This window comes from Clostridium gelidum (assembly GCF_019977655.1).
Classification (GTDB): Bacteria; Bacillota; Clostridia; order Clostridiales; family Clostridiaceae; genus Clostridium; species Clostridium gelidum.
Genome location: NZ_AP024849.1, coordinates 2,556,539 through 2,578,279, shown reverse-complemented (window position 1 = coordinate 2,578,279; position 21,741 = coordinate 2,556,539). Strand labels below are relative to the sequence as shown.

At 28.2% G+C, this 21,741-nt stretch carries 19 protein-coding genes and 2 pseudogenes; 6 read left to right on the top strand and 15 right to left on the bottom strand.

Translation table 11 applies throughout. The annotated features are described in order from the left end of the window. Positions 1 to 102 precede the first annotated feature (102 nt). Positions 103 to 1,089 carry a DUF4434 domain-containing protein gene (locus tag psyc5s11_RS11325; protein WP_224037682.1) on the top strand — a complete coding sequence of 329 codons (987 nt, stop codon included), beginning with the start codon at positions 103 to 105 and terminating at the stop codon, positions 1,087 to 1,089. Between the two features lie 40 nt (positions 1,090 to 1,129). On the opposite strand, the pseudogene psyc5s11_RS11320 reads toward psyc5s11_RS11325, so the two are convergent. The 5 genes and pseudogenes from psyc5s11_RS11320 to tnpC all read right to left on the bottom strand — a co-directional run bounded on the left by psyc5s11_RS11320 (position 1,130) and on the right by tnpC (position 5,041). After that, positions 1,130 to 1,693 (bottom strand): annotated as a pseudogene (locus tag psyc5s11_RS11320) (zeta toxin family protein). Then, on the bottom strand, positions 1,693 to 1,866 hold the full coding sequence (locus tag psyc5s11_RS11315) for a hypothetical protein (protein WP_224037681.1): 174 nt from the start codon (positions 1,864 to 1,866) through the stop codon (positions 1,693 to 1,695). The pseudogene psyc5s11_RS11320 and the gene psyc5s11_RS11315 overlap by 1 nt, the downstream one beginning before the upstream one ends. Positions 1,867 to 1,970: 104 nt before the next feature. Then, a complete protein-coding gene (locus tag psyc5s11_RS11310) occupies positions 1,971 to 2,519 on the bottom strand; it encodes a GNAT family N-acetyltransferase (RefSeq protein ID WP_224037680.1) in 549 nt (182 codons plus the stop codon). A 367-nt stretch (positions 2,520 to 2,886) separates the two neighbouring features. Beyond that, positions 2,887 to 3,402 (bottom strand): GNAT family N-acetyltransferase, encoded by a 516-nt coding sequence (locus psyc5s11_RS11305; protein ID WP_224037679.1) that lies wholly within the window; start codon positions 3,400 to 3,402, stop codon positions 2,887 to 2,889. Between the two features lie 169 nt (positions 3,403 to 3,571). Beyond that, positions 3,572 to 5,041, bottom strand: a complete 1,470-nt coding sequence (gene tnpC, locus psyc5s11_RS11300; protein WP_224033641.1) for an IS66 family transposase — start codon at positions 5,039 to 5,041, stop codon at positions 3,572 to 3,574. A 149-nt stretch (positions 5,042 to 5,190) separates the two neighbouring features. On the opposite strand from tnpC, the gene psyc5s11_RS11295 reads away from it, so the two are divergent. After that, positions 5,191 to 5,334: a hypothetical protein gene (locus tag psyc5s11_RS11295; protein WP_224037678.1), complete on the top strand. Its 144-nt coding sequence runs from the start codon at positions 5,191 to 5,193 to the stop codon at positions 5,332 to 5,334. A gap of 109 nt (positions 5,335 to 5,443) precedes the next feature. After that, positions 5,444 to 5,848 carry a PTS sugar transporter subunit IIB gene (locus psyc5s11_RS11290; protein WP_224037677.1) on the top strand — a complete coding sequence of 135 codons (405 nt, stop codon included), beginning with the start codon at positions 5,444 to 5,446 and terminating at the stop codon, positions 5,846 to 5,848. On the opposite strand, the gene psyc5s11_RS11285 is transcribed toward psyc5s11_RS11290, so the two are convergent. The 4 genes and pseudogenes from psyc5s11_RS11285 to psyc5s11_RS11270 all read right to left on the bottom strand — a co-directional run bounded on the left by psyc5s11_RS11285 (position 5,845) and on the right by psyc5s11_RS11270 (position 8,220). Further along, positions 5,845 to 6,192 (bottom strand): DUF86 domain-containing protein, encoded by a 348-nt coding sequence (locus psyc5s11_RS11285; protein WP_224037676.1) that lies wholly within the window; start codon positions 6,190 to 6,192, stop codon positions 5,845 to 5,847. The genes psyc5s11_RS11290 and psyc5s11_RS11285 overlap by 4 nt on opposite strands. Before the next feature lie 174 nt (positions 6,193 to 6,366). Beyond that, positions 6,367 to 6,720 (bottom strand): annotated as a pseudogene (locus tag psyc5s11_RS11280) (BRO-N domain-containing protein); the annotation flags it as partial. Positions 6,721 to 6,809: 89 nt separating this feature from the next. Next, positions 6,810 to 6,947: a hypothetical protein gene (locus psyc5s11_RS28085; RefSeq protein ID WP_311196430.1), complete on the bottom strand. Its 138-nt coding sequence runs from the start codon at positions 6,945 to 6,947 to the stop codon at positions 6,810 to 6,812. Between the two features lie 58 nt (positions 6,948 to 7,005). Continuing rightward, positions 7,006 to 8,220 carry a phage replisome organizer N-terminal domain-containing protein gene (locus psyc5s11_RS11270; protein WP_311196429.1) on the bottom strand — a complete coding sequence of 405 codons (1,215 nt, stop codon included), beginning with the start codon at positions 8,218 to 8,220 and terminating at the stop codon, positions 7,006 to 7,008. Positions 8,221 to 8,521: 301 nt separating this feature from the next. On the opposite strand from psyc5s11_RS11270, the gene psyc5s11_RS11265 reads away from it, so the two are divergent. After that, positions 8,522 to 8,875, top strand: a complete 354-nt coding sequence (locus tag psyc5s11_RS11265) for a helix-turn-helix transcriptional regulator (protein ID WP_224037675.1) — start codon at positions 8,522 to 8,524, stop codon at positions 8,873 to 8,875. 243 nt (positions 8,876 to 9,118) lie between these two features. On the opposite strand, the gene psyc5s11_RS11260 is transcribed toward psyc5s11_RS11265, so the two are convergent. Further along, the gene (locus tag psyc5s11_RS11260) at positions 9,119 to 9,601 is read right to left on the bottom strand and encodes a hypothetical protein (protein WP_224037674.1); all 483 of its coding nucleotides are present in this window, start codon (positions 9,599 to 9,601) and stop codon (positions 9,119 to 9,121) included. 74 nt (positions 9,602 to 9,675) lie between these two features. Here psyc5s11_RS11260 and psyc5s11_RS11255 point away from each other — a divergent pair, with 74 nt between their 5' ends. Next, positions 9,676 to 9,999, top strand: coding sequence for a type II toxin-antitoxin system RelE/ParE family toxin (locus tag psyc5s11_RS11255; protein ID WP_224037673.1), 324 nt, complete (start codon positions 9,676 to 9,678; stop codon positions 9,997 to 9,999). Positions 10,000 to 10,247: 248 nt separating this feature from the next. Here the strand turns inward: psyc5s11_RS11255 and psyc5s11_RS11250 are convergent, their stop codons facing one another. Continuing rightward, positions 10,248 to 11,063, bottom strand: a complete 816-nt coding sequence (locus psyc5s11_RS11250) for a TdeIII family type II restriction endonuclease (protein WP_224037672.1) — start codon at positions 11,061 to 11,063, stop codon at positions 10,248 to 10,250. Positions 11,064 to 11,113: 50 nt separating this feature from the next. Then, the gene (locus psyc5s11_RS11245; RefSeq protein WP_224037671.1) at positions 11,114 to 12,199 is read right to left on the bottom strand and encodes a DNA cytosine methyltransferase; all 1,086 of its coding nucleotides are present in this window, start codon (positions 12,197 to 12,199) and stop codon (positions 11,114 to 11,116) included. 777 nt (positions 12,200 to 12,976) lie between these two features. On the opposite strand from psyc5s11_RS11245, the gene psyc5s11_RS11240 reads away from it, so the two are divergent. Continuing rightward, complete coding sequence (locus psyc5s11_RS11240; RefSeq protein ID WP_224037670.1) at positions 12,977 to 14,953, top strand: ATP-binding protein; 1,977 nt, start codon at positions 12,977 to 12,979, stop codon at positions 14,951 to 14,953. Here the strand turns inward: psyc5s11_RS11240 and psyc5s11_RS11235 are convergent. From psyc5s11_RS11235 to psyc5s11_RS11225, 3 genes are all read right to left on the bottom strand, one after another. Then, positions 14,948 to 16,174, bottom strand: a complete 1,227-nt coding sequence (locus psyc5s11_RS11235) for a DNA cytosine methyltransferase (RefSeq protein WP_224037669.1) — start codon at positions 16,172 to 16,174, stop codon at positions 14,948 to 14,950. The genes psyc5s11_RS11240 and psyc5s11_RS11235 overlap by 6 nt on opposite strands. 186 nt (positions 16,175 to 16,360) lie before the next feature. After that, the gene (drmB, locus tag psyc5s11_RS11230) at positions 16,361 to 18,310 is read right to left on the bottom strand and encodes a DUF1998 domain-containing protein (protein ID WP_224037668.1); all 1,950 of its coding nucleotides are present in this window, start codon (positions 18,308 to 18,310) and stop codon (positions 16,361 to 16,363) included. Next, positions 18,303 to 21,734 carry a helicase-related protein gene (locus psyc5s11_RS11225; protein ID WP_224037667.1) on the bottom strand — a complete coding sequence of 1,144 codons (3,432 nt, stop codon included), beginning with the start codon at positions 21,732 to 21,734 and terminating at the stop codon, positions 18,303 to 18,305. Before psyc5s11_RS11225 ends, drmB begins: the two co-directional genes overlap by 8 nt. Between the last annotated feature and the right edge of the window lie 7 nt (positions 21,735 to 21,741).

Sequence of the window (21,741 nt, the reverse complement as noted above, 5' to 3'; positions counted from 1 at the left end):
TTTATATTCATTTTTTCAGTACCATTTTCATAACATTCTAATATTATAGTAGCAAAGTCATAAAAAGCAATATAATTTGCTATATAAATGGAGGCACTTCAAATGAAAAAACATATAGCTACAGTTGAATCTAATATTAAAACTAATATTGAGGCTAGGACTGAAGCTCAAGTGAAACCTGTATTTAGCAGTTCCTTTATACAATATTGGTTAGCTCAAAGCTTTGATTATAATAGATGGGTTTCTGAATTAACTATGCTTAAGAATATTGGAATTAACGAAATAATACTTCAATCAATAGCTGATACAAGAATTAAGTATGCAGTTTATCCTACAAATATACTAGGATATACGTGTAATAATATAGATATGGTTGAAACAGTTCTAAGTGCAGCAGATTTTCTTGGAATGAAGGTTAGAATAGGATTAGGCTTTAATAGTAATTGGTGGGTAATGAATGCTTTTAGCAAGTGTTGGCTTAATTTACAAGCCTCAATTAATAAAACTATTGTACACGAAGTCTTAGATATGTATGGAACTCATAAGTCATTTCAGGGTTGGTATATTCCTTATGAAATTAATCAATTAACTGCCATAACTAAAACTCAACAATCGTATTTGAATAGTTTTCTTAAGCAAATTACTTCTGAAATGAAATCAAATATTACAAGGGATATAATGATTGCTCCATTTTATAATAGAAAGTTTTCATTATTAGGTTCTATATCAACCTGGTCAAAAATGCTTGAAAATACTTTAAATGAAACTGGAATAGATATTGTTGCACTGCAAGATAGTATAGGGGCAAAGTTTAATACTATAAATCAGTTAGATAGTTTATATTCATATACTAAAAAGGCAACTGATACATTAGGCATAAAGCTTTACGCAACTACAGAAACTTTTGCTATTAAATCATCTGAATTTATATCTGCACGACAAGAATCAATTTCAAAGCAACTCTCTGTAGAAAATAAATATGTAGAAGGCTTCGTAGCCTTTAGCATCAATCATTATCAAAATAAAAATGTATTATCGCAAGAAAATAATTACAAGGATTATCATGATTACTATTTAGTTAATAAGTAAAATAAAATTTAGAAAACCACCGACTGCGTAAATCGGTGGCTTATTTTAAAATGTTACTACTCAACTTAGGAATTGTATCTCTTTTCCATCTAATTATTCCATCACATATATATGCCACACGCTTAAATTTATTTGTATTATCATATATATTTATTTCATTACATATATCTAATACTTCTTTTAAATTATCTAGTGATTCATAATATCTTCTTTCTATAGTGTCTTCTGGAATTCCATGTCCACCTTTCAATACTCTAATTCTAACTCTTTCTTTAGCAATATCCGGAGTGTCAACTCCAATATAGTTCATCACTACATGAAAACCTTCTTGCCTTGCTTTTTTTATATTTCTAACAATACTTTTACCCGAAAGAGTAGTTTCTTGATTAAATGATATATCATTTTTTATATAATAACTTATAAGTTTTGCGGCTTTTCTTCCACACTTAATTTGGAGATTATTATCTTTCCATGTACCGACTCTTGCTACCATCTCATCTGTATTTATTCCTTTTTCACTTTTATTTTTTTAATAATAAATAGACTTATATATTGATGTTTTTCCAGCACCATTTACACCTGCAAATATAGTATACGTAGCCATCAATTTTTACCTATTGCTCTTTCTTGTTCCTTTTGAAGTATTATATCAGATAAAGCAACATAAAAATCTTGTTCTTCTTTTGTTTTTGTTTTTTTAAATGATTCTTCTAAATCTTTATATGAATATTTTAAAAACTGCTCATACAAATTATTTTGTTCATTTATATTTTCCATAGAACTTCCTCCGATAAATAATACGTTTATTATATTATAGCCTAACAAATTACTAATATAAACATTTTTTTATCTATAATCGGCCTCAAGTAATAGTTAACAAATTATATTTTTATTATTTCATATACATCTTTAAAATGCTCTTTTTTCAGAATGGCATATTGGTAGGTATTTTCATAATGCGGAGTTCCATCTGGGTTGTTCACGAAAGATATAAATTCCATAAAGAGTCCTTCTTTTCTCATTCCAAGTCGCTCACAAAGTTTTTGGGACGGAATATTATCGTCTTCAGCATAAGCATATATTCTCCTTGCATCGTTATTGAAGAGGTAGTTGATTAACGCTTTTGCCGCTTCAGTTGCATAACCGATCTTGCCGTATTTTAAATTGAAATTCCATCCGACGCTATATGTATCAGGCTCCTCTTTTATGGCAAAAAGATCCCCAATAATTGAATCTGTATCAGACAAGCAAACAGCGAAGTGTTCACCTTCTTTGCCTCTTCTCTCCACTTCTTTTTCTGCTTCATCAAGTGAATCTAATTTTTCACTCATAAAACAATGTACAGGTGGGTGCTCAAGGAATTCATACAATCCCGCAGCATCTTTTTTGTCAAAATCACGAATTATTAATCTATCTGTTTTCAAATGCATTTAATAATTATCTCCTTTAACTTCTAATTTTCACTTAAGTTATATTCTGTTTTTTAAATTCTAATTTCGTAATAAACACAGCAAAATACAATCAACAATGTTTTTAAAATAGTATATTGAACCAAAAAAAAGTGTGACAAGATCTTTTCGGATCTTATCCCACTTAAATAATCTTTTTATTACAAGTCCTCTGATAAGGCTAATTAATCATACCATATTCAGACAAAAAAGCAACGACAAATTCTGATTTATTTTCATTGTTAGAATTGCACAATAAAAAATCGCTAATTCTAATTCTTGAATAATGCGATTTTACAATCTGTTATTTATTTTTTAATTCATAATATTAAATAGACTATCTTATTATCTAGTTATTTAAAAATTTACACATTAGTATAATGCCCTCATATCCTTTATTTGTTTTTATTGCTTTTATCTTTCTACCCTCTTCGATAAAAGCAAATTTCTTATAAAGCGAAATTGCTTGAGTATTATTTTCAAAAACTTCTAAATCTATTTTTTCAATTCTATTAAGTTCTGCCCATTCAATAACCTTTTTCATCAGTGCACTGCCTACACCTTGATGAGAAAATGCTTTTAAAATAGTTATACCAAATAAGGCAGCATGGTTTAATCTAACTAATTCACTTCTATCTAAAGTAGCTGAGCCTATTATATTTCCATTAACTTCTGCAACTAAAAAAAGTGCTGCATTTTTTATATACTTTTCTTCTTGTTCAATAGTAAAGTTAAATTCATCAGATGTTCTTGGGAAAAATGGAGATTCTTTCATAACTTGTTTGACTAACTGTATTATCCCTTCAGCATCTCTTGTCTCTGCATTTCTAATAATTAAATCCGTATTGTTTATCAAATCCTTCATACTCTTTCCTCCCTTTAATGAAAATAATATTACTATTATAACACAAATTGTAAATATAACATTATTCGTAACTATTCAGCTGTAGTCATTTAAAATTTTAATAGATATACTTTTAGGTATGGCAAATAGGGGTATCAACTTATTCTCAATACCCCTAGAAATATCTTAGTTAAACTAAGGTCGGATCGATTATATTTGAAGTAAATACTGATTTTATACAATCCAAAGTATTCAAGCTATTTTTTCGAACCGTGGATACATATCCACGAATTCTAGTAAATGCTTTTGCGCCATCTTTACTTCTAAATGTTCCAGAGATTTTTTGTTTAACCTTAGTCATTCGTAGATCACGCTCTGCAAGATTATTATCAAAAGGTATTTCAAAATCATACATAAAAGCAAGTATTTGATTTTTATAACCGCTTAATCTATTTAATAGATTAAGACTAGTACTTTTCTTTACTTTCTTTTTACTGTATGCTTTACTATTTGCTATATAATCTTCTTTGAAGCCATCTTCTAATATTTGATCATATCTTTTTTCAAAGGCTTCAATTTTATCTAAAGTTAAGGCATTGGCAGTATTCCAAGATAAATCTACTTCTTTTTTTATTTCTACTAATAGATTTTTCAAAGGCTCTGCCCATTTTTGTTTTTCTAGCTCTGATATAGCATTTAACTCTCTTAATATGTGAGCATTGCATAAAGCGTGCTCACAAGAGTATTGATGATATGTCTTCCAGCAGTCATGTACTGCTGTTCCGGTAAATTTAGGTAATATATTTATATCATCAATAGCTTCTTTACCTCGTTTTTCATGTGCTTCATAATAAGTATATTTATCATTTGAAGCAACATGTAGCCATTGGCGTTTTTTATCTATATATATTCCAGTTTCGTCATAATGTACAGCACCTTGATAATTAGTTATTGCATTTTTTATATTTTCTTCAACAAGTTCTAATTTTTCATGACAGTTATTATTAAAATTGACTATTGTACCTTGACTTAAACTTATATTAAACATATCAGAAATCAATTCAGCACCACGTTTAAACGGAATTAATTGATATTGAGTTAAATAAACAGCTATCGCTTTTACTTTATCGCCATATTGAACTGTGTTTGTTATTCCCTCAGGGAATTTACCGGTGTTTTTTCTTCTACACTTTGGACATTTTTTAACTTCTGATCTATGTTCAGTAACTTTTACTTTAGTCTCTGGTAGATCAACCACTTGTCGTACAATTATACTGTCCGGAGCTACATCCTGTAAGGATTCTCCGCAAATATCACATTTATCTACAGTGTGTACAATTATTTCATCTGGATTTTCAGTAAGCTCAAGTGTCTTTCCATCATGACCTTCTTGACCACCAGGTTTTTTGCCTGATTTAGTTCTTAAAGTTTTAGTTTTCTTTTTAAAACCATCTGTCGATGGTGGTTTGCTACTGTTATTACTATTCTTTTGAGTTTGTTTTTCTAAAGATTGAACACGCTCACCGAGAGCTTTATTTTCTTTTGAAATTTTTTCTACTTGAGAATTTAGACCTTTTATTTCATTTGTAAGTTCTTTTATAACACTCATAACTTGCGTTAATCCTTGATTATAGATTTCTATAATTTTGCCTTCGCTCACGATAGTCACCACCTTATCATTAGTTTTTTAAAAGACAATATTTATAATACCAAAAGCTAAGAATAATAGGAATAATTTTTTGAAAAATTATTTAATATATAATAAATTTATTCAATAGCTGAATAGTTACCATTATTCAATTTTCAAAGATGAATTTTTTATTGGTTACTACGTCAAATTTACTTATTCTTTACTGTAGTGATTTTCCTCATACTCCAGTGACTACTTGTAAATTTCTTTCAAAAGCATTAGAAAATACAGAAAAACTTACTGCTGAAGAAAAAATACTATAAATTCTCCATGTTATATTTTATTTATTGAATTACTATATTTATTTTGATATGATTTATTTATTAATAATACGTTTGTCACAATATTATTTTCTAAAATGGAGGGTTTAAAATGATAAAAATTCTTTTATGTTGCGGGGGAGGCTTCTCCTCAAGTGCCTTGTCTAATAAGGCGAAAAAGGAAATACTAGAAAATAACATGCAAAACGATTTTGATATCGAATTTTCTCCATTTTTTACTGCAAATAATAAAATATCTGAATTTGATATCCTTGTATGCTGTCCTCATCTAATATATGATGTTAAGAAAATGCTAAAAAACTCCAGTCCTGATATACCTATTTATATTCTTCCACCAAAAATGTACGGACTTATGAATATCAAAGAGTTAGCATTAGATGTTATAGATGCAATTGATCTATATAATAAAAATAAAGTAAATCCAATACATTTTCCTGGAGAAGAAAATACTATGTCGATTACTAGATATGTTGCTTATAGAAATAGTAAAGTTTAATTATTAATTAACAAAAATAAGTTCCTTTTTATTTGGAACTTATTTTTGTTAGACACATGAAAATAAATAACAAGTCCAAAGTTGTCATGAATATTTTTCATCAGGCAAGGAAGAAAATGTTCCTTGTTATCTTTGGGTTTTCCCCATCTATTTCTATCGATTAAATGACTTGATATATCTAACATTGCATCAATGCTTACTTGCAATAAATATTTAGCACTATCAACTTTTGTAAAATCATCTATAAATGCATCTTTATCAAATGCTCTAAGTTTTTTTAATTTATTTAAACAAGTATCCATAAATAATAATTTTTGATCTATTTTATTTTTATCAAATTCCATCAAGCTTTACTCCTAACCCCATAACTTTCATAGAAATCATGCATAAATCTATCTAAATAATATTTTTCATCTCTATATCTATTAAAAATTCCTTCCATAAAATCACAAACTTTATAATAGTCTTTTTCATAAATGCTTCTATCTTCATCTATAACTTTAAATTGTAATGTTATAAATAAGTAAATCAGGATTATCTAATAATTCATCTGTTGCATACATTCCAGTTTTTCGTATGCAAGGTAATACTTCATCAAAAATCCATGCTTCAAATTTTTCTGCACCAGGTAATTCTGATTTAGTAATTAACCTAAATACATCTCCTTCAGGTATTAATGCAACACATTGTCCACCTTCTTTAAAGCTGTCGTGTTTCACGATACCCTTGCAATGTCTTATAATTGCATCTCTAGGATTAATATATCCTAAACATTTTGCAACATCTTTTCCAATGGCATAATCTTTATTATTAACTTTTACCCATCTTATTTCGCCAAATCTATTATCTTTAAAAATTTGCAAACCATCCATTTGTTATCTCCTTTTTACAGGTTTTATATTTATTTTTATTTATAAGTTCAACTAAATTCAGTTGGAGTATAAACTCCACCTAAAAAGTTTTACTTAAGCTTATAGTTATTGTTCATGTCCTTCTCAATTTCCACCACATAATCCTTACACATTTCTGTATTAATTCCACATGACTTCCAATCATCTTTAAGCTTTTCAATTTTCCTACATTCACAAGCTACAGCCAAAGGTTGTGCATGTTCCTGTCTTATTAAAATCCAACCAGTATCCTGACACTTATCACATTTATATAAGACCTTCTTGTGCCTCTTTTCGTTCAGATTCTGTGAGGTTTCGTGGTTTCTTTGGCTTGAATCCTGTAAATTCATTTTTATCTGCTGAGTTACTTTTTCCAGCGCTTCTAGTCCCATTTTTACTCTCCTCTCTTTGATTTGAATACACTTCTCTTCTCCAATTTTTTAATATGCCATTAATGTATCTCATATCAGTTTGATTTACTTCTAACGCCTTATTTATAGCTATCTTAACTGATTCTGCACCATGCATATCAATAGCTAATCTCAAAGCACCATAATTAATCCCACCAATTACCCCTGTAATTTTTTCATAATAGGTCATAATCTCGATGGCTTTAGCATTTAAATCATCAGCTATAGCTGCTTTGTCTTCTTTAAGCTTTTCACTTTGAGAGAGACTTACCTCTTTTGCCTCTTCATCAAAAGTTGAGCCTTTATTATTTATTTCATCAGCTATGTTATTATCTTCACTCTCTATCTCTATCTCTGTCTTATTCTTATTCTCTTTCTTATTCTTACTCTCTCTCTTATTCTGTTGCATTACTGTCACGTTACTTTTATTTTTTGTAACACTACCCAAATTATTTATAACTCCACAAGAATTATTTGTAATGCTATTACTATCATCATTTATATTATTACTAAGGCTATCATCGGTATTTTCAATATAATTTGCGTTATCTTCCTTATTAACTTTTAAATTTTCTTCTTCATCATCTTGAACCTCAACATAATCAATATTTTGTTTTTCCCCTTCACAATTCTCTTTTACATTTTCAAAATTTCCTTTAGTTGTTTCCTCAATTTGTTTTTTCTTTTCTCTATGATTTTCAGCTCTTTTTCTATTTTGAGCCCTAACTCTTTCCATCCCCTCAATGTTTTGATGCTTATCCCAATTTAATATTTTAATTATATTGTTTGAATCTATTTCTATCATTTGAAAATTGCATAAGGTTTTAAGTGCAAATTTAATGGACTCTAAAGATTTGCAAAATAATGTGGATAGCATTTCTTCTGTGTATGGAATGTTTTCAGTTAAATAAATATATCCATTAGCACTGATTTTTCCAGCTTGTACAAGTAATCTTAACCAAACGTATATAACCATAACACCATTTTCCATTGCATCTATTAATCTGATTTTCTCATCTTCAAACATATAACTAGTTATCTTGATCCGTTTAATTTCTGACACTATCTTCACACTCTAATAAACAAAATACTCTAAATCTTTCTAGTCCAACCATGAAATAACTTAATGCATTTCTTTTTCTTAATTTATCAATTCTATTTATTAGGTATATCCTTCCAATTATTAACTTATTGTTTGTATTATATTGAACTTTTAGTTGATTTAAAAAGTTGATTTAAACCCATTGTTCATGATATTTCATACAAAATACCACTCATACTACTTTTATCTAATTATTTGGAAGTTTCTCATTGCCAAATATTAACTATTAGTTTATAATAAGGATAAATTACTGATTCAAGAGGTGTTAAAAGTGTTAATTGAAAATATTAAAAGATTGATGACTATTAATAGAATTACATCTAAGGAATTGTCTGAAATGGTAGGCGTAACGCCAACTCACATTAGTTATATATTAAATAATAAAAGAGATCCTAGCGTAGAATTGCTAACTAAAATAGCAAATGCATTAGGTGTGACTATCGAAGAAATTTTTGGTGAGAAAAATTCCAAGACTATAAATAATTCTTCTAAAAATATTAGTCATGATGAAATGCAAAAACGAATAGATACAGTTTCAGCGCATTTAGAAGATAAAAATTTAACTCCACAAAAACTGGAACTACTTAATAAATTTATTGATGCATTATTTGCAGAAGAATTTTGATGCTTTAAAATACACGCATTAAGAAATGGCATCTATACACTTTGAAACATATGTAAGACGTAAAAGCACCATAATATTGAGTTGAATAATATGGTGTTTTATTTAAATAAAAGAAATATATTAACATTTGTAATATTTCATAATAAAAAATGCACCACATTTCTATGAAGAGATATGATGCAATTCCTACTTCTATAAGTATTTTTCAATGATTCCTCTCTTTAATAGATGTCACTTTTTATATTAAGACAACCATTTTTCTTCTATGAATTTAGAAAATTCATTATAATTAGTTTTTAACTTTTCTTCAGCAGCTTTAATAAATTCAATCCTATGAGTTCTTTCTAAAATATACCTTTTCTCTGCTTCTATATCTTGTTCTTGCATTATTGGATCTTCTACTGGATTATCAAGAATATTTTTTAGTATATTTTGAGCATTCTCAAGTGAACCTTCTTGACTTTTAATCCTTTTTTTTATTATCACGTCTAATTTAGTTAAGAAATAATTATCTCTTTCGTAGTCCACTTCGAATTTTAGTTCAAAAGGGTAATTATCCAAAAGTATCTTATCAAATCCTAATTCTTGCTCAAAAGGATCATTATCAATAAACACCGCGTATTGAACAACTCTATTGAGTCTGGTATGAAATACTTCCTTTATTGTAAAAGGTTGATAACATGCAATAGTATTCCTTATTATTAATGTTTTTATTTGTGTACTCATATTAAATTAACTCCTTACTATAATAATAGCAGTAGAAGCTCAATAAGAACAGAACCTCCTCCTTCTAATATCTTTTGTTATTTATTTTCATGTGCCTCAAAAGCATAGATTTAGCTTCAAAAAATTATGGTAGTGATATTGCACGAAAAATTATTCAAAGACTATATGAAATACAAGCTGCTAACTCTTTAAATGATTTAAATAGACTACCACCAACTAGATGCCATAGACTTAAAGGAAATAAAAAATTCACCTCTCAAAATATGATTTCAAAACTAAGTATTATTAATTTTGCAAAATCAATTGGAATTCACCCTTGTATGATTGTTGGTAGATTACAACATGATGAGTATATTGGTTACAATCAATATACTGAACTAATACCCAAAATATCTTAATATAATTTACGGAATAAAACATCAATTAAGGCTCCATGATATAGCTATCATGAAACCTTTTAATTAATCCACCTTTAACCTATAATAAGGAAGCGATTTTATGTCATATCTGTATAATTATCCAAGTCAAAATTATACAGATATTTTATAATACAAGTAAAGTAGCTGTGAAACAAAAATATTTAAAGAAAAAGAAGTAGAAATATTTTGATTTCTACTTCAATTATTATATATAAATTAAATATTTATTATATTTCAAAATATTCTTTTCTTATCCTAGTTCTATATATTCCACCAATCTCATCAAATAGCTCTAGTAACTCATCATATGTAGTATCTGCTTGCCCTATTTTATTCCACAGTTCTCTTCCTATCAATACATTTTCGTCATTATCCATATCGAATAATTTATATGGAATAGCATGAATGCTTTTATATAAATTACCATCTCCAGCTGGATTATATGGCAATGCGAAAAATGCTTGTGCATCTTCTGCTGTCATTAATCTTAACATATCTTTTTTAGCAGTTTCTGTTTGATCTAAATTAGGTTTCACTGTCTTTAATGAATAAAACTCCTCTTTTCCATCCTGTCTTTTTATATACAAATCAAATAGTACACTTACATTTTCATATCTATCTGTTTCTAATTCTCTAAGAACACTTACTTCTTCTTTAACTGTTTTTATATCTAACGATTTATCAGATATTTTTTTCTTACTTATATTTTTATGTCTTTGCTTCTTTAGAATACTGTCAATCTGTTCTATTTGCCAAGTATTTAAATTAATTTCCCTCACATATTGATTTTCAGCTTCAGACCCTGATCCTTCTGCTATTATTTTAGCGATTTGTTCAAATATTCCTTGCCCCAATGAAGTTACAAAAGAACGTTCAAATTTAGAACCTTTCCACACTTCTACAGGAACAAGTCTATATCCAAATGGGTTATTTTGTTTTATATCTTCTTCATTAAATGGTTCTTTCTCGGTTCTCTTTATTAAAATTCTTTCCATAACATCACTAAGTTGTTGTTTAACCTTTTTTTTCGTTTCATTATTCATACAAACTCCCCCAAACATATAAATTTAAAGTAGAAGCGATAATTTTCCTTCTACTTTTCTAAAATTTCTATTATTTTTTTTCCTATTATTGTTGCTATTTTTACAGGTACTGCATTCCCAATTTGAGTATATTGATTATTTATTGTTCCATTAACCTTATAGTCGTCTGGAAATCCTTGAATTCTAAGATATTCCTGAATACTTAAAGGTCTATCTTCAAAAGGATGACCTATATTAGTGCTTTTTTGAATTGGTGATGTTAGTAACGTTGGAGAAGGTTCATTAGCTTTTACTCTTCTAAAATAACCTGTTTTTCCACCACCAGATTGATAAGCTCCACCCATTGCTTTTTCTACTATGCTTGTATCTAAATCTCTCCAATTTCCTCCGCCTTTTGGTATTAGCTTCATATACTTTAGCCTATCTTCAGAATATTTTACATATGTATGATTAATATCTTTTAAATCCTTTATGGCTTCAAGAATTGTAACAAATGGTACTCCTGTTGTTTCACCATTTGTTGCTAAAGGAAATTCAAATTTCTTATTTAAATCTTTTCTTATTCCTACAAAAATAACTCTTTCTCTTTTCTGTGGAACACCATATTCTGCTGAATTAACTACTTTATATGTTACATTATAGTCTTTAAAATTGCTTAATAAATATTTTAATGCACCGCCCTTTTGTTCTGCTTCATCTAATGGTGCAAAATCTTTACCTCTTTCATTTAATTGTCTATGTTTTAAAGGCGCAGAAAGCAGTCCTTTAACATTTTCAAGTAAAAATGCTTTTGGCTTAACCTCTTCAACTAATTCAACAAACTTTAGCATTGCCTTTCCTCTTTCATCAGAAAAAGCTTTTCTCTTACCTGCAGTACTAAAGCTTTGACATGGACTTCCACCAAATAATAATGTTATCTCTTGATTACTTTTTAGTTTTGCCATTTCATAAATTCTATCTTTTGAGTATTCCATTATATCGCCACTAACAACATTAAACGTAGGATTGTTATTTTTTAGTGTTTCACAATATTTAGGTTCTAATTCTACACTTAATTTCACGTCAAAACCAGCTTTATGTATCCCTAAATCTAATCCTCCAGCTCCAGCGAAAAATGAAATAGCTATTCTTTTCATAAGTTACACCTCTTAATAATATTAGTCTCGTAAAAATTATATCATTTTTTCCCCAATCGGTCCACTTTTTTTTAGACTAATTTAGATTATATAGAACTAATGTTCACGTGTAAAGTAATAGCTTGTCATCTTTTCTTGAAAACTCAATTTACTTTCTTATAACTAATCTTTGAAAAATCCCATTGTCTTATTTTCTAAAGTTTCAACTAGCATAGCTCTATCTAACAAAGTATTAGATTCTTCACAACTTGATTCTGGTAATAGCGTACAACTAGCAAGCGAAGCAGTTTACATTTCTAACACCTTGGCCCCTACTATTTAAACATATCAGATTATAAAACCACTAACTTTCTCTTTAAACTTTGTTTGCTTTAAGGCATAATAGCTTACATAATATCAATAAATACTTTAATTATTCAATCCTCTATGTTAGACTATAATCAGGTTTAAATTTTCCAAACATTGTTATTCTCTACTAAATACATTTTAATATATGATCTATTTGATTAAAATCTTTTGGACTAAATGTGAGACTTATAATTTTATTGATTATGTTATAAATAAATTATAAATATAAAAAGTAACTCTTTGGAAATTGACTGTTTAATTAGTTTTACTATATCTAATTAGAGTAAAATCAATCTTTAAACAATTTAATACTTTTTATATAACGCTTTATTATATGGTGTTCTTCATGGACACCTATATTTTTAAATATATATTGTAATAATTTATCATAAAATGCAATATTTTATTAAAATTAAGGAGGAAAACATTTTGACTAACTTAGATGCTATAACCGAAAAATATAAATTAACATTTTCGCCTAGAACAATTACTGACGCTTTAGGTAGTAAGATTATTGAATTAGATGCTATTGTTTTTTCAGAATTAATAAAAAATTCAAGAGATGCTCATTCAAAAAATATAACTATTAACTTTGAGAATTACAAAAATACTGTCTCAATTGAAGATAATGGAAATGGAATGACTTCAATTTATATTAAGAATAATTGGGGTGTTGTAGCTTCTGATAACAAAGCCAATGATTTTTCTAAATTAGGTGGGAAAGGCATTGGACGTTTTAGTGTATTTAAACTATGTAGTAAAATTACAATAATAACAAAAACAGAAGACTCTGAAGAATTAGAATTTTCTATAAATACTGCTGAATTACTTAATTTAAAATCTGCTGAAAATTTCGAGATTAAAGTAACCACAAATAAAATGGCAAAAATATTTACTACTACTAATTCAAAAGGAACAAAAATTATTCTTGAAAATATGAATTTAATTTCGCTGGATGAAATTTTTAGTGACTTACAAAATCTAATATTAGAAAACTCACCAACAAAGCAAAATTTAAATATTAACTTTATATATCCTAAAGATTATGTTATACAACCAATAATCTCAACTAGTGATGCAAAATTACTAGCGCCATTTAAATGTACTGCATATTTTAATGGCAATAATCTTATTAGTTATTCTTTTACTGCTGAATTAAATAATGTTCAAGTAGCGTTTATATCCGAATCCCAAAAGTTATCAGAAAGTTTTTCAAAATTAGATTCTAATATATCATTGGGAAAAGTTTATTTACAGCTCAATCAGTTCTTTTTAGGTAATGAATTTATTTCACATTACGGCATTGATAAAAATAAGCTTCAAACAGAATTTTTAGATCACTTTAATGGAGTTTCAGTTTATAGAGAAGATTTTAAGATATTTGGTTTAGGTAATATGGATTGGTTAGGGCTATCTGAACGCCGTATTGATAAACCTACAAAACATGTAAACAATAAGCAAATTTATAGTTTTGTAAAATTAAATTCCCTTGATTCTAATTTATTAGAAGAAAAGACCAGTAGAGAAGGTTTTATCCGAAGTAAATATCTTACTTACTTAAAAAATGCAATAATGTTGATAATAAAGCAATTTGAAGATGATGCCCTATCATACAGAAAACAGCTAAATAAGAATCCACAATTATTTGAATCTAATATTAATGCAGAACCACTTCAATGGTCTAGTCAAATTAGCGATAATCAAAAGCTTACTTCACATAATACTCAAGATCCTAGTCAAATTGATGATAATCAGAATCTTATTTCACAACATACTCAAGAACCTAATCACGTTGATGATAATCAGAACCTTGTTTCACAACTTATTCAAGAACCTAATCACGTTGATGATAATCAGAACCTTGTTTCACAACTTACTCAAGGACATTATCAAGCTAATGATAGTCAGAACCTTGGTTCACAGCAATCTCAAGAGTCTAGTCAAGGATTGTTTAAATCGTATCCAAAGCGATCATTTAATACTAGTGTTATTATAGATGCTAGCTTTATAGTACCTGATTATGCACCTGAAAAAATAAAAAAAATTACATATGAACTTCAAACAGTAAAAAGTGCTAATACTTATTCTCAGGCATTATTGTTAAGATGTTTACTTGATATAACTACCAATCATGGCAGTAAAACACTTGGAATAGAGTTTAAAGAAGGTGATTTGAAAGGTAGTATAAATAAAGTTCTCCAACATTTAGGTTCAAATAAATTACTAAATCAAAAATATATAGATAGAATACGTGTTGCAATGAATAAGGATAATATAATTAATTATTTCAATGGTATAGTTCATTATCCTGACTATAGAACTAATTATGATGCTGTAAAAGACATATGGGATACTTTCGAACCTTACATAAAATACTGTATAGAAAAAAAGATGGACGAGTCATAATAACTCGTTCACCTTTTTCTTAATTTCTTTTGCAATTATTTCTGCCATTAATGGTGGAACTGCATTTCCTATCTGCTTAAATGCAGCTGTTCTTGATGATTCAAAATAATAATCATCAGGAAATGATTGTATTCTTGCTGCTTCTCTTACGCTTATAGACCTATTTTGATTAATATCAGGATGAATATAATAATGTCCATCTTTGGCTATATGTGCTACAACTGTATGACAGATATTATCATATGGTACTATATTAAATCTATCAAGAAATGAATTCTTATTACTATGAGTTGATAACTGTTCTGGTAATTCATTATATTTCAGTTTTCGGCCTTCTTCATTCCAAACTTTGATATATAATTTATATATTTCTAAATCTCTTTCATTGTTAGGACGACTTATATTTTGGGTTAACACATCCCATTCTTTTGTCCTAATATGAGTATCTTCCAAACATTTTGTAACTTTTTCTTTGTATAAATTCGAACATTCACCTGATTTTATAACTGGTAAATCCTTAAATAAATCTCTTATTGTATAGTTATTATTTATAACATTAAACTCCGGGTATTTAAAATTAATATCTTCTCTCCACCCCATTAATATAATTCTTTTTCTATGTTCAAGTACACCAAATTCTTTAGCATTTAATACTTTATAGTCAATATTATACCCTGCATTTTTAAATTCTTTTTTCATATTATTGAATATTACACCATTTTGAGCTGATAATAATCCTAACACATTTTCAAATACAAACAATTTAGGAGTATATCTCATAAGAAACTTTATATATTCTTTATATAAATAATTTCTTTTATCTTCTGACATTCCTTTAGGATCTCTTGATCTTCCTATAACAGAATAGGCTTGGCAAGGTGGTCCACCAATTATAATGTCAACATCCTGTCCTCTGCGGTTTGCATCAATCTGTTCAAAAATACTATTTATAGTTTCTTCATTAATTTCTGCATTAATTACACTTCGAAAAACTGTATCAGGTATCTGCAAATAAAATTCTTCTCTGCTTATATTTCCACTAATATAAGCAATATATATATCAAGCCTATTATTTCTTTTTAAATAATAGCATGCTTGTCTTGTTTTTAACGTTAAACTCGCCGCTTCATCCATTTCCACATGTGCAAAAAACTTAAATCCTGCTCTATGAAATCCCTCAGATAATCCACCTGCTCCTGCAAATAAATCAATACAATTCAAATTTTACACATCCTTTCTGTTTCCAAAAGAATTATACCAGGTCTTTTAATCCATTACAATCTTTATCTTTTAATAAATAACCTTTGAGTATATCATATTCTTTTATAAATCATGCACATAAAAAACTATATGAGTGAGTTTTTATTATAGCTCTCTCATATATTTTAACTTTCTTATACATATATCTTACTTATAACTATTAAAAAATCCTATTCTTTCATTATCTAATGTTCCTACTATTAACGCCCTATCTAATAAAGTATTAAATTCTTCACAACTTGTTTCTGATATTAAACAGCATGAAAAACATGCTGATAAATTTAAGCCATCTCTTCCTTGACCTAAACTTTCTATACAAACAGGATCTGACGAACAAAATCTTGCCTTTTCTATTGCATTATCAATAATTTTAGACAATCTGTCGCTTTTGCCTTGTCGTACCAATCCACCTAATGTCCCCTCTGCATCTCCATTTGCTGTATATATCATAATTCCAGACATATTGTAATTATCGCTTTCTGTATTACAATATATACGTTCTCGAAGCGATGTTGAACTGTAGCCACATTTAAAACTTAATTCTTTTATTATTAAATGTGAAAGTGTATGTAACAACACAAATTTGGGTGTTATTTTTCTAAGTAAAAAACCTCTATCTGATAATATCTTGTAATATTTTTTATTTAAACTATTTACTCGTTTTAATACTTCTGAATTTTCATCTGCCCATTTGCCTATTAACTTATCATCAAATTCAATAAATATCCCTTCACCATTAACTTCAATGGCTGGATACCAATTTTTATCTGATAATGGTCTAATTATTTTGCATTTTCCTTCATTTGATTCATCATCACTATCCATCACATTATTATCTGGTCCATTAATTCGTGAAAATCCTGTTAATACTCTTACTTCTTTCATTCTATGAACTAGGACAACTTTTTTGATATAGCTTTTCCCATAATTACTTCCTTCAACTGGCTCTACCTTAAAATCAGCTTGATTAAAAATATCATAACTTAAATCACCAATTAATGCCTTGTATTCATCTTCCTTATATTTTGTCTTATCTGTAGTTAAACTTTCATCATCACTACTTTCTAATTTTCTTAATACTATTTTTTTTACTGTATATTTATTTAAATTAGTCTCTTCTGAAATTTTATCTATCGTCTCTTTTATAGTTTTTTCTTTCTCCTCATTGCTTAAATTTCGTTTTTCTATGAATTCTAATTCTGTATTCATAGTCACAAAGCTATCAGACTCTTCAATCATTTTAGTAAATTTATCTGAATATGGTGGGATGACTATTGAGCTTTCAATTTTAGGGAAATATATATTTGTTGCTCCTCTTTGTGTAGTAGTTGGATATACTCCACAATTCATATCTTTAGTACCATCCCAAGGTCTATTCCCCTTACATTTCAAAGAAAAATCATCATCTACTAACTGTTTTTGTTTAGCTATATTTTCTAGACTTTCAAACTCATTTTTGTCTTTCCCTGTAAATGTACCACTTAAATTTACTCTAGCATTACAACTTTCACATTCAACACTTATACCCTCTAATCCTGATGTTACCCCACTAGTTTTAATTTTTAATTTAGGATTTTCACATATCTTCTTATGATTTTTCAAATGAGTCCACGCAATCCATGGGAAATCATCAATATGTCCATTTTCACATGCAACTACAAGTCTTGCTGGTGCCAATTTTATTCTACATTTTGAGCAAACTGGTCTTATTACCATTACTGCATCATCACCATTAACTCGTTTATAATCTTGCTCCCATTCTTTTAATGGTTTAAACCTTCTGCACTTTGGGCAAAAATACCATGTTGGAAATTGAACAAAAGGTATATATAACTTATCTTTTTTTTCATCAGCCAAATCCTTATCTGATTGCTTAACTACTGGTGATTTAAATTCTCTTACTTTAAGTATCTTCTCTAATCTTTCATCATGTATAGTTGTTAATTTTTTCCTATCCCAATGTTCTCCACTAACTGTCATAAGAACCCAGTCTGGTAAATCAATCATAGCGCCTGTACCAAAAGGAAAAACCAAAGTAGACGATCTTACCCTTGTTTTCTTTATTGGAATTTGATATTTATTTTCAAGATTACTCATTACTTTCATCTCCCCTTTTTTCTAAAATTCTAATACCAGCTTCTCCATCAACATTTCTCATTGATGTCATTGTTTCAATTCCAGGATGCTTTGCACTCTTATCGTAAAACGCACTTATTAATGGATTCTCACCTTTCACATATTTCAATGGATATTCTTTGTTCTGACTTTTATCTATCCAATTTTCTATTATTTTATTTAATTTATCTTTTATATATTCTACACTAGTTGGTTCTATTTCCTCTGCTCTATTTATAATATAATTTTTAATTTTTTCAACATCATTATCCTCTATTTCAAAATTCATAGCAAAGTCATCACTATTTAAACTGGTGCTATGTCTAATCATACTAATAAACATAGAATGTAACATTCTATCTATAGCTGCTTCTGAATAAGGTGTAATGCTTGTTGGTTCTACGTATTTATAAAATGCTTGGTGATACGCCTGAAATATTTCATAGTGTGAATCATCTCTAGATTTTCTTCCATCATATAATGTAAATACTATACCTGGGTCACTACGGCCAACTCTGCTTGATGCTTGAATATACTCTGAAGTTAATTTAGGTTGTCCTATTATGGCCATTATATTTAATCTAGGAACATCAACTCCAACTGAAATCATGTTGGTAGCCAACAATATATTAATAGCTTCTTTACTGGGGTAGTGTGTTTCCAAATCCTTTAGCGTTTTAACTATTTCAGATGAACTTATTCTACTAGTTAATTCTCTAGCACTTGATATTTTTCTAGTTATTCTAGAATCCTTTATTCTTCTAGCCATACGAATCATATAGTCTTTTACATCATCATAAATTATAGTTGATGCCTTGCCTAACTCCCTTATACTATTAAAATATGATACTAAAGTCCAATACTTATCTTTTTCTTCATCAGACATATTCATCATTTCTATTTTTTGTAATATAGAAGCAAATGTTCTAATTTCTGTAGTAATCTGTGTTTGCCCAATTCCAGTTAATCCAACATACAATCTTCCAAAATTATCTTCAAGATTACTTTCTCTTGTAAAAAATGAATCTTCTATTTCAAGTCCTGGTGATGGAAATTGTTTTACGGCTCTTTTGTAAACATTCTTTATTTGTTCATCTGCTTCACATATCGTAGCGGTAGAAGCTATTATTTTAGGTTTAATACCATTTTGACTACATAGATAATCTATAGCTGTTTCAAATAAACCAACTAATGTTCCTAATGGTCCTGATATTAAATGTAATTCATCTTGTATTATTAATTCTGGAGATGCATTATCACTAGCTAATCCAAAAAATGATGCAATTTCACCTTTCCAAGCCAGCATTGCAAATTTATCAACAGTTGAAAATAATAATGTTGGTGGCTTCTTATATAATGATTCATCAATAATTTGAATAGGTAACCTTCCTTTGACTTTGAAATGGCAATTATGGTTTTGGCAATCAAATTCAAATGTTTTGTTTCCTCTTGTGGAAACATTATATGAACTAATTGTAAATTTTGTTTTACACCATGGACACTCTCTAAGTTGAAATTTATTTTCAGCATATTGATTTTTAGAAAGTTCTGTTTTTTCATATCTAGCATCTTTTAATGTATTTGGAGTTTGTGATGAGCCAATCCATAAACCTATTGAAATAGGTTCGTCGCCCAATAATTCTTCATCCTTTTCTCTTAAGTATTCGCAAGCGCATATTAATATACTTGCTCTTTCAAATTGTTGAGCTGCTAATAAACGTAAAGTATATCTCATTATTATGGTTGTTCCACCTGCTGATTTTCCTTTGGTTATTTTTCTATAAAAAATAGTAAATGCAGATACCCCTAAATAAGCTTCTGTCTTTCCTCCACCAGTAGGTATCCAGATTAAATCTACAACATCTCTATACTCATTTTTATCATCTACTAAAGATGGAATTGTCATAAGTAAAAAAGCTAATTGAAATCCTCTCCATTTTGCTTCCTTAATATCATATTTTTTATACATATCAATTGAATTGCACTTTTCCAAGTCATTAGGATGATAAGATTGTATTCTTTGAATCAGCATAGCTGTATTGGCTAATTGAAATGATTTATATGCATTAGCATTATTGATTAATAAGTTAAGACCTTCTTTCATCCTATCATAAGAAATTTTACAATTTTTAATATTCTCTCCAGCTACTTCTTTAAACATATTATCAAAGCTTTTATTTTCTATCTCAGTTCCTTTTTTATCTATCCATTCTTTATAACTTTTAATAAATCCATTTAATAAATCCATTATTTTATCCTTGTTAAAATCACTTAAAGTTGATAAATTTAGCATTGGTAAAACTAAGTCTTGGATTGATTTTATTTCTTTCATATTAAAGTCAGTACTAGGAACTTCGTATATTGGCATATAATCAGTCTTTATTTTTCCTATTCCTGTTTTTGTATCAATTTTCGAAAAATCTATTGAAACTCCATGACCTGATCCATAACTTTGCTTATTTCTATATAATAATTTCAATAATTTATCTTCATTATTTTCACTAATATTTGAACTAAGAAATCTAAAATTATTATCTTCTGAATTTACAATGATCTCTGGTTGAAAGATATAATTTTCGTCTGAATTTTTCGATGAATTTTTATTTACTAACATAACTGTGATACTATATTTTTTATAATATTCTCTCTTTAAAACAAATACTTCTAATTGTTCTTCTTTTATTTCAAAAAAACCATAGTTGCCTCTATCAAAAGATACTTCTATAGGGTTCGTGAAATTTATAGGAACTCTTTTATATGCTTTGTTATAAGTATTTCCTTGCTTTGCTAACTTATAAAATGCATCTTTTAAATTTTCTCTATCTACAAAGTATCCATTTTCATCAAATTTATTTATAACCTTTGTATCAAATCTATTTTTCAACTTCAAAAAGCCTTCTTCATAAGAAACATACGATCCTACTTCTGCTTCTTTCAGTGGCAATAAATCTCCACTATAAGCTATCATACATTCACTAGTTTTTACTTCTCTGTATCGTGCCCCATTTACATAAATTAATAATTTTTCTATATTTTTATCACAAAAAAAAGTCATTCCCATAGAACTCTTTTTTATAATATGAGAATTGTTTATGTTCTCACTAAAATCTTCATCTATTGTTTCTTCTAAACATTCTGATTTTGGATTTACAACAAGCTCTTCATCTTTTCCTTCTTGATTATTTTCATTTTCAGCATCTTTATCTGAACTACTACCTTCATCAACATTAATATTTTCTTGTTCTTTTTTTGTAAATAATATCCCTGTTGAATATCTTTTGCTTGGCTTATCAGTTATGATTTCCTCTTCAATTGGTAATCCTGTTTGTTCAGATCCTGGACCAAGTATTTCTTCCCTAACAGAATAATATATATTGTCTCTAATATTTCTCAATTCATCCTTCATGTTTATC

What these genes read in the sequence shown, in the direction of transcription:
- psyc5s11_RS11315 (WP_224037681.1), bottom strand. Translation starts at nt 1,866, where the DNA reads ATGGAAAATATAAATGAACAAAATAATTTGTATGAGCAGTTTTTAAAA.
- psyc5s11_RS11325 (WP_224037682.1), top strand. Translation starts at nt 103, where the DNA reads ATGAAAAAACATATAGCTACAGTTGAATCTAATATTAAAACTAATATT.
- psyc5s11_RS11225 (WP_224037667.1), bottom strand. Translation starts at nt 21,734, where the DNA reads ATGAAGGATGAATTGAGAAATATTAGAGACAATATATATTATTCTGTT.
- psyc5s11_RS11245 (WP_224037671.1), bottom strand. Translation starts at nt 12,199, where the DNA reads ATGAAAAGAATAGCTATTTCATTTTTCGCTGGAGCTGGAGGATTAGAT.
- drmB (WP_224037668.1), bottom strand. Translation starts at nt 18,310, where the DNA reads ATGAGTAATCTTGAAAATAAATATCAAATTCCAATAAAGAAAACAAGG.
- psyc5s11_RS11260 (WP_224037674.1), bottom strand. Translation starts at nt 9,601, where the DNA reads ATGAGTACACAAATAAAAACATTAATAATAAGGAATACTATTGCATGT.
- psyc5s11_RS11285 (WP_224037676.1), bottom strand. Translation starts at nt 6,192, where the DNA reads ATGGAATTTGATAAAAATAAAATAGATCAAAAATTATTATTTATGGAT.
- psyc5s11_RS11310 (WP_224037680.1), bottom strand. Translation starts at nt 2,519, where the DNA reads ATGCATTTGAAAACAGATAGATTAATAATTCGTGATTTTGACAAAAAA.
- psyc5s11_RS11250 (WP_224037672.1), bottom strand. Translation starts at nt 11,063, where the DNA reads ATGAATAATGAAACGAAAAAAAAGGTTAAACAACAACTTAGTGATGTT.
- psyc5s11_RS11295 (WP_224037678.1), top strand. Translation starts at nt 5,191, where the DNA reads ATGAATTTTTTATTGGTTACTACGTCAAATTTACTTATTCTTTACTGT.
- psyc5s11_RS11290 (WP_224037677.1), top strand. Translation starts at nt 5,444, where the DNA reads ATGATAAAAATTCTTTTATGTTGCGGGGGAGGCTTCTCCTCAAGTGCC.
- psyc5s11_RS11305 (WP_224037679.1), bottom strand. Translation starts at nt 3,402, where the DNA reads ATGAAGGATTTGATAAACAATACGGATTTAATTATTAGAAATGCAGAG.